General features: G+C 42.5%; 16 protein-coding genes. 2 read left to right on the top strand and 14 right to left on the bottom strand.

From position 1 onward, the window contains the following. Window positions 1-2: 2 nt before the first annotated feature. The 9 genes from PluTT01m_RS17545 to PluTT01m_RS17585 all read right to left on the bottom strand — a co-directional run bounded on the left by PluTT01m_RS17545 (window position 3) and on the right by PluTT01m_RS17585 (window position 7827). Window positions 3-329, bottom strand: a complete 327-nt coding sequence (locus PluTT01m_RS17545; protein ID WP_011147584.1) for a hypothetical protein — start codon at window positions 327-329, stop codon at window positions 3-5. Beyond that, entirely contained in the window at window positions 330-1364 is a 1035-nt protein-coding gene (locus PluTT01m_RS17550; protein WP_011147585.1) for a major capsid family protein, read from the bottom strand. After that, window positions 1364-1840 (bottom strand): structural cement protein Gp24, encoded by a 477-nt coding sequence (locus PluTT01m_RS17555; RefSeq protein ID WP_011147586.1) that lies wholly within the window; start codon window positions 1838-1840, stop codon window positions 1364-1366. The genes PluTT01m_RS17550 and PluTT01m_RS17555 overlap by 1 nt, the downstream gene beginning before the upstream one ends. Window positions 1841-1842: 2 nt before the next feature. Beyond that, on the bottom strand, window positions 1843-3168 hold the full coding sequence (locus PluTT01m_RS17560) for a DUF2213 domain-containing protein (RefSeq protein ID WP_011147587.1): 1326 nt from the start codon (window positions 3166-3168) through the stop codon (window positions 1843-1845). Between the two features lie 17 nt (window positions 3169-3185). Beyond that, window positions 3186-3878 (bottom strand): phage head morphogenesis protein, encoded by a 693-nt coding sequence (locus tag PluTT01m_RS17565; protein ID WP_040149365.1) that lies wholly within the window; start codon window positions 3876-3878, stop codon window positions 3186-3188. Between the two features lie 85 nt (window positions 3879-3963). Further along, entirely contained in the window at window positions 3964-5469 is a 1506-nt protein-coding gene (locus PluTT01m_RS17570) for a DUF1073 domain-containing protein (RefSeq protein WP_011147589.1), read from the bottom strand. After that, window positions 5447-6652, bottom strand: coding sequence for a PBSX family phage terminase large subunit (locus tag PluTT01m_RS17575; protein WP_071824128.1), 1206 nt, complete (start codon window positions 6650-6652; stop codon window positions 5447-5449). Before PluTT01m_RS17575 ends, PluTT01m_RS17570 begins: the two co-directional genes overlap by 23 nt. 59 nt (window positions 6653-6711) lie before the next feature. Then, window positions 6712-7431: a terminase small subunit gene (locus tag PluTT01m_RS17580; protein ID WP_011147591.1), complete on the bottom strand. Its 720-nt coding sequence runs from the start codon at window positions 7429-7431 to the stop codon at window positions 6712-6714. A 78-nt stretch (window positions 7432-7509) separates the two neighbouring features. Beyond that, complete coding sequence (locus tag PluTT01m_RS17585) at window positions 7510-7827, bottom strand: hypothetical protein (protein ID WP_011147592.1); 318 nt, start codon at window positions 7825-7827, stop codon at window positions 7510-7512. Window positions 7828-7939: 112 nt separating this feature from the next. On the opposite strand from PluTT01m_RS17585, the gene PluTT01m_RS17590 reads away from it, so the two are divergent. Continuing rightward, window positions 7940-8778, top strand: a protein-coding gene (locus tag PluTT01m_RS17590; RefSeq protein ID WP_232507859.1) for an IS5 family transposase whose coding sequence is annotated in 2 segments (ribosomal slippage) — window positions 7940-8279 and window positions 8279-8778 — 840 coding nt in all. Because the reading frame shifts where the segments join, the coding sequence is not laid out codon by codon here. A 442-nt stretch (window positions 8779-9220) separates the two neighbouring features. On the opposite strand, the gene PluTT01m_RS17595 is transcribed toward PluTT01m_RS17590, so the two are convergent. The 5 genes from PluTT01m_RS17595 to PluTT01m_RS17615 all read right to left on the bottom strand — a co-directional run bounded on the left by PluTT01m_RS17595 (window position 9221) and on the right by PluTT01m_RS17615 (window position 12033). Continuing rightward, window positions 9221-10120 carry a Kiwa anti-phage protein KwaB-like domain-containing protein gene (locus PluTT01m_RS17595; protein ID WP_011147593.1) on the bottom strand — a complete coding sequence of 300 codons (900 nt, stop codon included), beginning with the start codon at window positions 10118-10120 and terminating at the stop codon, window positions 9221-9223. Window positions 10121-10139: 19 nt separating this feature from the next. Further along, window positions 10140-10658, bottom strand: a complete 519-nt coding sequence (locus tag PluTT01m_RS17600; RefSeq protein WP_011147594.1) for a KwaA family protein — start codon at window positions 10656-10658, stop codon at window positions 10140-10142. Window positions 10659-10788: 130 nt separating this feature from the next. Continuing rightward, window positions 10789-11238, bottom strand: coding sequence for a lysis protein (locus tag PluTT01m_RS17605; protein ID WP_011147595.1), 450 nt, complete (start codon window positions 11236-11238; stop codon window positions 10789-10791). Between the two features lie 92 nt (window positions 11239-11330). Next, window positions 11331-11867, bottom strand: coding sequence for a lysozyme (locus tag PluTT01m_RS17610; protein WP_011147596.1), 537 nt, complete (start codon window positions 11865-11867; stop codon window positions 11331-11333). Then, the gene (locus PluTT01m_RS17615) at window positions 11851-12033 is read right to left on the bottom strand and encodes a phage holin family protein (protein WP_011147597.1); all 183 of its coding nucleotides are present in this window, start codon (window positions 12031-12033) and stop codon (window positions 11851-11853) included. Before PluTT01m_RS17615 ends, PluTT01m_RS17610 begins: the two co-directional genes overlap by 17 nt. 160 nt (window positions 12034-12193) lie before the next feature. On the opposite strand from PluTT01m_RS17615, the gene PluTT01m_RS17620 reads away from it, so the two are divergent. Beyond that, entirely contained in the window at window positions 12194-12595 is a 402-nt protein-coding gene (locus PluTT01m_RS17620) for a YjaA family stress response protein (protein ID WP_011147598.1), read from the top strand. Window positions 12596-12615: the final 20 nt, after the last annotated feature.

The raw sequence follows: 12615 nt of genomic DNA on the forward strand, positions 1-12615 counted from the left end.
GCTTAATCCTCTTCTTTTCGCTGCTCGATATTTTTACCCGGTTTTTGGGGATCGATAGGCTCTAACCCGTTCTTTAACCCGGCTTTTTCCTCAGCTTCCGTCCGAGCCTCTTTGAGTTTTTCTTGGGCAAAAATAAGCCCATTTTTGACTAATTCCGTATCTGCATAGAGTTCCAGATATTTGTCAAAAAACGCTTTATCAACATCATATGTCAGCCCATAACCACCAATAATTGTTGATGAATTTATCCCGTTTAGCGTCACGCGATTCCCATCAATTTCAATCGTTAACCCGTGAGGCAATTTACACCCCACAATGACTGTCACCATTTAAACCCCCAACATTTGTGCAATAGCGTGTGGATAACGAATAATCGCACCCCACGTACCGGCTGATTTCTTTTGTTTAAAACTGGATGAGCTCACAACAACCGCGTGTGCCCGCATTTTTTCAGTAAATGAGGCATAAGCCGTTTTTTCACCATCAAGCGTATCAGCAATCAATTGAACCAGTTCCCCCGCTTCCGTACTGTATTCAACCGCCGTTTCAATCGTCAGATTCGGAAAATTCTTTTTCAATTGATCGGTAACATTAACGTTGTACTGGTTAGTTTTTGTCAGATTAACTTCCGCTGTTGGCGACATGCAAAGTTTCAATGGCTCTGTTCGTTCCACCAACCCTTCTGTTTGTTTTGTAAGCTGCTTAAATAGGCGTTGGGAAATATCGTCATAAATTGCCTGCCCGTCTTTGGTTTCCCACGTTGTACCATTGGATTTTCCGTTTGCAGCCGGTACCACCGGTGCGCTTAACCCCGGATCATTCAACAGTCCATAGTTTTTAAGCCCCGCAATACCATAGAAATAAGACTTGTTCATAAACTTGTTTAGGGTTAATGCGCTTGCGGTGTTAAGTTGCGCTGCTCGATTGATACGGGCCGTACCGTACATATCCAGCTCACGCTCCCCCCAGACAGTAAATGTTTGGAAATGATAGCTCTGGCGTTCCACCCAATTCACGTTAGCATCTGACATGCCGTTATTGCTGTGATCACCGTATGAGCTCACTTCACCCGTTGATTCTTCAACCGGGAACTGGGTTGTCAGCGTTGTCCAGTCACCTTTTTTATTTTCACCGATAATTTCAGCCGCTCTCATCGGCGTGACCAACACACGAACCAGCTCAGGATCGAGATAGTTAGTCAGATACGCAGGAACACCGGCATTACTCACAGTCACCATAGCTGGCTGTGCATCCATAGCTAACGTATAGTTACGAGCATATTGGGGATTTAAGTAATCGACGGCCTGTGGTACTACAATGCCGTATTCCCCTTCAATATATTGAAAATCTGTGTGTCGTTTCATTAGCTCCAGGTCCCCATTTTGACTAATTCACTCTCACCAGCAGCAGTACCGGCAACGAATTTAGTTTCGATAAAATCAGTGATAGTTTTTCCCGCTGCGGCGGCCTGCACCTCACCCGTTTTTAAGGATGCGTAAATCTTATCCCCAACTTTTGCGGGAGTGCTTGTTCGTACCGTAAAATCACCCGCAGTAAATAAAGTGACTTCACGTCCGGGTTGGATCAGCATGGATGCTTCTCCCAACCAAAGAGTGATAGACGCTTGTCCGTCACGCCCCACAAAACCAGACGGTGCACCCGCCCCCTTGTTCGAAACAACACCATCAATCACCCAGGCAAAACGCCCAACAGTTACTCCATCGTTACCCGCAATCAGCGTGCCGTCCCTTGCTAACAAAGTGGCGCTAGGGTTAGTACTGGCAAATGCTCCCTCAATGCCGGGGGCTGGATAGTGATTAATTTTGTTCGGAAAACCCATAGTTAAATCCTCACTAATTTAGATGCGGTGGGAAAACGTTTTTCAAAAGAATCTATAGCAGCAGAATCCATTGCTAGGTGGGCTTTAAGTTTTGCTGACTCTGCTATGCCGATCTGCATTTTCACTAAAGAGCGATAAGCGGACGGATGAACGCCGGTTGTATCAACACCCACCTCATCAAGCGCAACCTTGTAAATTTCGTCAGCAGAATCCATTGCTACTACATCACCGATGAGGGGTTTAACCTCAGCCTCAGCAATGCGAATAGCATTAATGCGATTCACTGTGTCTTTTTCTGCCTTTCGAGTAGCTGCACGAATAGCAGCATCCATTGCGGGCTTACTGACGCTATCCTCTTCCTTTGGTTCTGGTTTATTATCGGGATCATCGTCTTGCGCGGGAGTGCCTGAAATTAACGCCCGGATTTTTGCCAAGTCTTCCTCTGGCAATTTACCCGCAAGCAGTTCAAGTACTTGTGCACAGATATCATCGTCCTGCGCGGGTAACTCCGCAGGCTCCTGTGTCTCCGCATCATCAGCAACAGCTTCAATGATTGAGGCAAGCTCCGCTGAGTCGATTTCCATATCCTGAGCCAGAAGGGTACCGAATTTGTTTTTCGCCGCTTCCGCTATACTTTTCGCGCTACCACCCGCTTTCAGTAATGAGGCAATTTCTTTTGGTGCAGCATCTTGTGCTAATTTCGGCTGCAAGTATGCCCCCAGCGCCGCACGTACAGCGACAGCCACCATTTTTTTATTTAACTTCATGTGTTTTAACTCCAGAGGGAGGGAATCGCAGACAACAACATCTGCACCGACTCGCCCTTCTTCAACAAGAGCGACATGGTTCCCGACGATATCGCGCATAACGCCATCATGATGAATGCCGTCATACATGCCGGGGGTCATATCAGCGACGTAGTGATACGCCGCTGACAATTCTTTTTGTTCATCCGATTCAATACCCGCTATGGATTCAGCATCCCAAATTGCCAGGCTGTTTTTCAGGTATGTACCATCGAACATGGAATCTGATCCCGTTGTACCGACAATCAATTCTGTTGAAGGTTTGGCCGCCGTGACGGGAATGTGTTTTTTCAATAACGGCAGGTTATTGAAAGTTGCAACCCCTTTCTCTAATTCATCAGGGGCACGCAACAGTTTGTAGATACGATTAGGATCAAGCCTTAACCCTTGCCAGTTCGGGATTTCTCTTCCGTAATACGATGATACCGTCGCCTTAGAGATAGGACTTTCAGTAACATGCAAACGCCCATCTCTGTCGTATGAGCGTACAGAAGCCCGATCTAACGCCAGACCGTGATTCATAATATTTCTCGGATTAATTAATTGGTTAGTTTAGGAATGACGACCTGCCAACCACACCCGCAATTGATTTCTTCACCAGGCATGATCCATTTTCCGTCAATATAAAGCCCTTTTGATAAATCGAACTCTTTACCATCCGCTTTCAAGTGTGATTGACGAAATTTTTTTGCTGCATGACTGTGCCGCCAGATACCCGTTTTAAAACCCATTGAACGCTGCCGGGCAGATTGCATAACAAAAGTCGCTTTGTTGTTCTGGTCACGAGCAATCAGGACTGCTCGGCGCTTAGTAATGTCGTAACGCTCTTGCAAGGCTTTTGTCAACGTTCCAAGATCACGCCCCCTTGCTACTGATTGCATCACTAGCGTTTCAACTTGGGATAAATATTGCCGTGGAATACTTTTAATCAACCCAACATTCTCACCAATGACCGTCTGTAGCGCGTTATTCATTTCTGTCGTCATCGTGAACGGTATCGAAATATGTGCCGCATCTAACGCATGATTTAACGAGGCATCCATGTTGTCCATTGATAAAGCCGCGAATTTTTTCGCCAGCTTGTCAGCTAAAGCATCAAACTGCTTTAACCAACGCCGGGTTAATTTTCGCATTGCTGAACGCATCAACATCTCCGGGCTAACATCCATTGCCATTGCTGCACCGCTGTTCTTATAGTTGGCGGATACCCAGTAAATCACCGAGTTATTCATCTCATCCACCAGCTTATATAACTGCTTGCTGTACCACACCCGAACACCGGCATTAGGTTTAATTTGTCGGAGTGTTTGAAGGGGATCAGATGATGTTTTCCGTGTTGCCCTCTTCTTCGATGTCGTCTTCTTTGTCGATTTCATCATTGATTTCCAGAGAGTGATACGGGCTGTTTTCATCGTTGGCTAGACGTTCGCGAGCTTCATCTGTGCTAATCACATTTGCAGCAATTAATACTGAATCAGTATCTGCATCGGTCTTACGTATGCTGGCTTTTTGTTCATCATTCATTTGATACAGCGGTTCGAATGTAAAGCTAATATCAGGATCAATTTCGCCAAATTCGGATAATTGAATAATATCAATCATTCGTGCCAATCCATCTTTCACTAACATTTGCAAGGTAGCAATGAAGTCATAGAAAACACGGATTTCCCCATCAGATGACGCATTTAGCCCGCTTGGTGTGATACCTGTAAAAATCACTAACGGTATGCTACTGACTGAACTCATATGTTCCTGAGACTGGGCTTGCAGTGAATCAAGGCCACTTAGCGGTGTATTGAACTGGAAAAACTCCTCTTCGTTATCCAGCATCATTACCCCTCGGTTATCACGCATCTTGTTAAACAATTCTGCACGATAAATTAACTGATCGGGATTCTTCGTCTGTCCTTGCAACGTCGATTGAAGATTGGTTTTAAATCCAGACACAGAGAATGAATGGATCAAATCAGATACGCTATCACGTGTCCTATACCAGTTTTGTACATAAGACTCTGCAATCTGAGTCAGTGATAAGCCGCCGAAATTATACGCAGGTTTAAACATATCGGTTAATGGCCGGGTGATAAATGTAATCAAACGACTGTCATGTACAGTTTTTGCCATCACATACCAACTTGACGGCTTATAGAAATCATTGCTCAACGGGTTGCTAGCGTTATAAATCCCCGGATATGTCCATATTGGCTCAATGACGTTAAAGCCAATAAGACTCCCCTTTGTGATTTTTTTGGGTGACAGAAATAATCTAGACTCAAGTTCAACCGGATCGGTTGCAGCAAGCACGCCTCTTGACGTGCGAACATCAATGTAAATCTGACCTCGCCCAAAAAAACCATCATGTTCAATGGCTTTTTTTAACCGTTCACGAACGTGGAATTTTTCAATAGCCTCATTAAGCGCTTTGATTTTATCTGATTTGTCATTATCCCCCACTGACGTTAGCTTTATCCACTTACGAGTCATCTCCCCTGCAATAGTGCCGACCATTTTCCGATATTCGGGTAATTGTGACAGTTGGGCCAGATAAGGATAACCGGGGAAACCCACATCTCCCGATATACCACCTGTACCCGTCATATATTCATAAGGTGTAGAATCCATTGCCATTAATGCGGATAACTGTTCAGTAGGAACAACACCGGGAGGGGGCCTGTATGGTTCAACAGGCCGAGCTACTTTTCTCTCTGTTATCGATCCGACAGTATCCGGATGTATGTTCATTGGCTGAGGTGATGCTTGATCAATATCCTGTTCAACTGGCAAAACCTCCGCTTTCTTTTTATGTCTGAATTTGAAAAACATTAAATTCGCCCAACAGATTTTTAGATATACGAAGTGGGTTGTTTTTGCCTGTGATATAACCATCCAGCGAATAACGTACCGCATCCCATAAATGGTTATGTTTGTCGAGCACCACCGGCAGGATTTCACCGGTCAGTCGGTCAGTCTTGTATGAATAGAGTCTTGCCTCATCAATCATGTGCTTACAGCGTTCATGAATAATGATTTCTTCAAAGCCTTTAAGATAAGTGATCCCGTCCTCGACACTTCCGGGCCATTTTGTGGCACCATCGATAACGAACCCCTGGCGTGATAAGTAACTGATAGTTTCCGGTCGGCTACTGTCCCCATGAATGGGCCATTTACGAGAAAGCGGCACCGAATCATAGAACTGGGGCATTTCATCTAATTCAACGCCTACCCCATAGGCTTCATATTCGATATATAGTTTGGTACCAATAATGAAGCAGCGAACCAGTGTGGATGGGTCATTAGCGAAACCAAAGTCAGCTCCATAGAAAAGCCGGTCGGCTTCTAGCCATAGCTCATCAGAAAATGCTTCAACCCGGTATTTTCCAGAGAAAATAACCGCTTCACTGAGTGCTTTTGGTAATCCAAGCCAAATATGCTCATACGCTTCATAATCGATGCGTTTGCAATATTCCATTTCCTGCCGGAGTACGTCAGGGAAAAAGGCGTTATCACAATAGTTAACTTTTCGAATAATAACGCCGCCGTCAGAGGGATCTTCCTGATGCCGGGTCATCAGTTTGTATGTCGGGTCCTCTTCCTCGCGAGGGTTGAAAGAAACCCAGACTTCGGATTTATTAGCACGTACAGTTGGCCCAAGAATATCCCAACTATCTTGCGAAACGGTCTGAGCCTCTTCAACCCAGCAGATCTTAATGCCATGCATCGACTTGATGCTTTGAATATTGTTGCGAAGACCTTTAAACGTGAAACGAGTGCCGTTCTGACCTTCAATCTCGTTGTTTTTGACCTTATAGAAGTGGGACAGTCCAAGATCAATGATTTGTGCCTCAAGCAGGGCAAGAACAGAATCATTGATTGAGTTCTGGAATTCACGGGCACAAAGAATCGTCATTGGTTCTATAGCACCCAACAATACCAGCGCACGAGCAATCTCTACCGATTTACCGCCACCACGCCCGCCATATGTCCAACGCCAGCGAACAGAACCCAATGCTCGGTCATATAAAACCTCTGTCGCCCAGTCACTACTAAAGGCGTACAGAACACCATCTATGATGACTGGGCTACCTGTTTTCCCTCGCGCAATTTCTCCATGTGAGAAGCCCAGACATCAGCAGGACAATTGGCGGGAGTGACAATACAGACTTTGCCATAACTCAGGCCAGCGAGATCAACATTGACCTCAGTTTTATTGCTGCTCATGTCGATACCGGTAAGTTGCGCAGCGTTCTTAATGTTCGGCGCAACCTGTCCGAACTTCTTATCTGCTAACGCTTCCTTCCCAGCACGAAACGACAATTCAGCCAGGTGTCCAGCATTGAATGAAACAAGCAACGCCGCTTCGTTTCTCAGTTCTCGAATGCGGGCTTTTATTTCCGGTCTGCGTATCAATATGGATGATTGAGAATCAGCACGGGCTGGAGAGTAACCCGCACAAATTGCCGCCTCTTTCATCGGCATACCCGCCGCTATGTTTTGAGCAAACTGTTCGTATTGCGGCTTTAGAATCCCTGCGGTTCCTTGCGAACTCTCTGCGAACTTTTCAGACTCCAAGATATTACTGGTGTTACTTGCTACCTGACTTTCCGCTTGGTTCGCATCAGGTTCGCACTGCGTACTGTCAACAATAGTGCGAACCCATTCCTCAGTCTTTGCCCTCTTGCGGATTGCGGCATCACTAATACCGTACTTTTTGGCAATCTCCCTGATTGAGAGAAAGCCGGAACGGTAATCACGCTCTATTCCCTCCCAGTCAGTATTTTTTGCCATTTCTTTCCCTTAAAATATAAAAACCACCGTGGAAGGTGGTCAACATACAATATTTATTCAATAACAAATAATCATCATTCAGTTATTGCTTAATTCGGCTTTCCGTCTGATATTTACCATTCGAACATAAAAATCATGCATAGATTTATAGTTTTCTTCACGTTTATCAATAGCCTCAAAAGGCTTAAGCCACTCATCAACCTGAGATTTGCACGTAATAAAAGCATCATCCACTAACTTTTCAGGCAGTATGTCTGCTGATAATTTAGGAAGGACATAATCATTTAGACATGTTGTCATAGGATCTACGTATTGGGTTTCCGAGTACCCGATACAAGGTAAAATAAAAACAATCAGCAATCCGATAAATTTTACGCAATTGAATATTTTTAACATCACTTCCTCCTTGCATGGAAGGATTATACATCAGCATTATCACTAGGGTGTGTCCCGCAATAGGCTGAGATAGAATAATCTATGTGGCTCTGACTTTCGGAAAAAACATGTTATGGCTCGTTACGACCTTCCTGATGAAGCATGGGAGTTACTGCTCCCCTTATTGCCCCCTGAACATTCTCAACGGGCGGGACATCCTTATGTTGAACACCGCCGGGTTATCAACGGCATGTTTTGGATACTCTGTTCCGGTGCCCCCTGGCGGGATTTACCCGAACGTTATGGTTCCTGGAAAACCGTCTATAATCGCTTTAATCGGTGGGCAAAATCGGGGCTCATTAACCTCATTTTCAATAAGTTATTGTCAATACTGGATGAACAAGGTTTAGTTGATTGGTCAGCTATATCTCTGGATGGCAGTAACATTCGTGCGGCACATTGTGCGGCGGGCGCCAAAAAAAACATCCCGATGTCACCGAAAATCATGGCCTGGGTCGCTCTCAGGGTGGTTATGGCTCCAAAATCCATCTGGCGGTCGATGGAAAAGGCTATCCACTGAATGTGGTACTCAGTGCAGGTCAATGTCATGAAAGTCAATATGCAGTGCGCCTGCTGGATGGTCTGGGTATTCAGCGTAAAAACGGTTTTATGAAACGTCGTTCAAAAGCGGTGATTGCTGATAAAGGTTATGCCAGCCACGCATTACGTAACCGGTTAAAAAGTCAGGGAATAAAAGTGATAATTCCCTATAAATCAAATGAAAAAGCGCGGTCAGATGGACGGGTTAAATTCGACCATGAAACGTATCGAAGAAGAAATGTTGTAGAAAGATGTTTTGGTCGACTCAAAGAGCATCGTCGCATCGCCACCCGTTATGAAAAGACAGCAAGAAATTATATCGCTATGGTGAAATTAGGTTGTATCCGCTTATTTCTTAAGGCCATAATTTAATTGAGGGACATAACCTAGTATGCGATAGGAACAGGCAGTAGCATGAATTATCGGTATTAACGTAACTGTTTAAAAGATGAAATTATCATTCTTAGCTTTAATTTCATTAAGTGACTTGTCTCAACTTATTTCATGTTAAAAATAGGTAGTTTTATCTTTCCATGAACAAAAACACTCTCAAGGAGTCTGTAATGAGTTTTAAATCAACCATCGAAAAGATAGATGATTCACTAAAAAAACTACCTCAGCAAGCTGACAACTTCAGTGCACTTATGTCTAAGCTTGCAAGTTACACAGTAGTAAATGGTTTAATCTGTTTTTCTGCCACAAGAGTTAGTTGCAAATATTCCACTATAAAAAACCACCACAGATGTGATGGATTGGGGTGTTGAGTTTTTAGAGTTATTTACTGGCTATTATGTACCGGAGGAATAACCATTCATTAAGATTGATTAACCTTTTTCTTAGAGTTTGTCCTGTATAATGTTTGAGTAATCTGCGAGGTAAAATAATCTTCATCCAGAAAACACAATAGCCTCTTAATGTGTTTTTTCTCTTGTGGCATTGCAATTTTCCTTTTGCCATTATCTTCGTGTATATCTAAATCAAAAACCACTCCATTTTCATTAGCTGCTGCTAATAAAGCATCCACAGTATAATTCTCTAAGACTCTTGATTTATTTATTAATGATACTTTCTTTCTTATTACCGTATCAGCAAGACTTGTAAGGTCAAAATTATTTGAAATATGGAAATGATCATGATTAGAAAACTCTCTTAAATCATCATCAGTGGCCTCTTTAAAATACCCATCAACATCGAATATTCGCCTCAACATATGAAAACTTTTAAATTTTAATTTATTACCCTCAAGTATTGCGGTTAGCTTATTATCGATAATCAAACCATCAGAATCAGATAGCTTAAAGGTATTTTTGTCTTGAAGTATACTATGAAACAATGTTTTTTTATTATCTATTATTTGTCTTTTATCAAAACATTGAAGATAAGCTTTTATATTATCTTCTGTTTCAGATGAAGTAATTTCACCAGAAAACAGAGCCTTTATATTAAAAATAGATATCTCCTGCGGACTCCACTCTTGAATGGAGGTAGGCGTCTGAATTGCATCAAGAACACCTATAACATCATCAAAATTATCAATACAAAAATACTCCACAGGACTGGTAATATAACCACCACTAAATTCTACAGATGTCGTATAATTATTTTCAAAATATTCTTTTTGTTTTTTAAACAAGGCGTTTACAGATTTTTGCGTCTCTGAGTCTGTGACAATTCTCACAATTTTACTAGTGTCGGTTATAGCAAATAATTCCATAAGTAATTTCCTTTTTGAATTAAACAACAATGTATGTGTGAGCTGTTAGCTTTATAACATCTAACCTGTCGTTATTCACTAAAAATAAATCCCTTTTGGTAATCAATACAAAACTAATACCTGTCTCGCCCTCTGCTTCATAAAATTTATAACCGAAGAATGATAATAACGGATTAAAGCTATAACCTTCAGAGAAAGAAACATAAGCAAGCAAACTAATGTAAAAGAATGCAGCAATTTTCCAGTCAAAAAATGTCCCGGACGCACTAAGCAATGGAAATAAATATGTTAAAAAGTAATTAGTTACTTCTTTATTAGCTGGAGTAGCTGTTTTTATATTCTTTTTTGTTCGACCTGAATGATGAATAGAATATTTCAATATAATAATACAGAGAAAGACACTAATCACTCCTATAGTTATATACACACCAAGCATAATGTAGTTTTTTTGAATGAAAGCCAAATAAGCCAATGTGATGCATACAGGAGCCACAGAAGTTGCAGTTAATGCAAAGCGAGCAAGTTTGCTTAAAAACATTTTCCACCTCCCTTCACCATAACTGTATAAAAAAACAGTATACATCAATTTAACTCAAAACCGAATAATAAATTTATATTGATAAATAATGCCAATATATTCAAGAAAAAAACATCAGTTATTCAGATGATTATCGGCACTGGGTTCTAACATAGTCTTGCAAGCCCTCTAATTGTGCCTGCATCATTGTTACCCTTTCGGTGAGAGTGAAATAATCCCTGATAGCGGGGTCTTCCAATCTGGAGCTGGCTGCATTAACCATGCCGGAGGGGGAACCTGCTTCACTTTGACTACAGGTTGCCGCGATGCGCAACTTGCGACGACCAGCGGCAACATCACTGCGAAGAGCATCAATTTCAGATTTGGCATTAGCAAGTTCCTGAGTGTGTTTCACATCAAGCTCGCGCAGCATAGTGATATGTGAGTTTTGATAATCAAGCGCATCCGTAAGCTGTTGGATTTCTGATTGCCGCTGTTTTGTAATATGCTGCTCTTTCTGTAACTCAAAGTGATAGTAATACGCTGTCAATGAAATAAGGATCAACGCTAGTATAGTGTAGTAATGAAAGCTAAATTTCATAGCAACAACACCCCAGAAACCAGCTCCATCCATCTCTACCTATCAAAGCAAGAAAGAAGCCAAACAGAAACAATATCCTGGCCAACGAATGTCTATTCATCCAGCCCCCAGCAAGTTAATTCCGATTCCTGGGCACGTCGCTCAACTTGACCATAACAGCCGTTTGCCTGCCCTTTGGTCTGTCGACAGTCTCGACCATTATCAAATACCCAACGTTTTATCTCAGCACAAGCGCCTTTCTTATCTCCGGCATTCAGCTTTCTATAGAATGTGGAAGAGAAGCATTTCGATGGGCCAATGTTATATGGGCAAAAGCTGGCAATACCTGCTATCTGAGGTTCAGTTAATGGCACCCGCACATTGCGTTTTACCCATGCAATAGCCTGCTTTGCTTCTTGTGCATTGAGGTCACGGCACTGATTCGGCATTAACCTCATCCCCTGACGAGCGGGAGTTCCATCAATCCGAGTAACACCTCGGCAGATTGTCCAGACTCCCCCCGCATCTTGATACGCTGATAGCCGGTTACCCTCTTTCTCGTCCAAGAACTGAGACAATATCGCCGTGGCACCTGCACCAGAAAGAACCAGACCGATAACCGCAGCACTTAACTTACTGGTCTTTGTCATTGCGGCTAAGCTCCCGATGCTTGTAGTACCAGTTGACCCCAAAGGTGCCAACAGTGCAGATAATGCCAATAATGATGGCCCAGTCGTTCAGCGACAGAGCACCAAGCATTGCTGTAAATGTGCCCCAAGTGTATGCAGTGGGGCTGGTGTATTTGTCCATACGCATAATTCCATCCCACTGATGGAGTGATCATTTAGTTAATTTAATTACTTGGGCTGATTTGCCCTGTATTGATTTAAAAGACTCAATAAGCATCAGACTTCACTGCATTAAGAGAAGAACGTATACTTGCAACAAATTTGAATTACCTGACATACACATTTTTATGAGCTTAATTTACATACGACTATATATTAATAAAATTGTTGTTCGCAACGTCAGCACTGGTAAAGAAGTCTCTGGTACCCCCGACACTCCCTTTACCACATCTCGTTTATTACTAGGGCAAATGATACCTGCAATGTTTTTGCTTAAAAAATTAATAAAGAAAGTGAGAAAAAATACTTGGTATAACTTTTTTTTGTCAAACCATCATGTGATTATTCAGCCGATGGAAATGAATGAAGGTGGACACAGCCAAGTTGAATTTAGAGCTTATATAGATCTCGCTAAGAGCATTACTTCAAGTCAAAAAGTTAATCTCTGTTCACCGAGATCACAACCACTTTCTGACAATGAAATCCGTCAAATACTATCCAGCAATTCACTATTTCGCCATAATAACTAATGAGAGAAACTCAAATAACC

The sequence above is a fragment of the Photorhabdus laumondii subsp. laumondii genome (assembly GCF_003343245.1).
GTDB classification, from domain to species: Bacteria; Pseudomonadota; Gammaproteobacteria; order Enterobacterales; family Enterobacteriaceae; genus Photorhabdus; species Photorhabdus laumondii.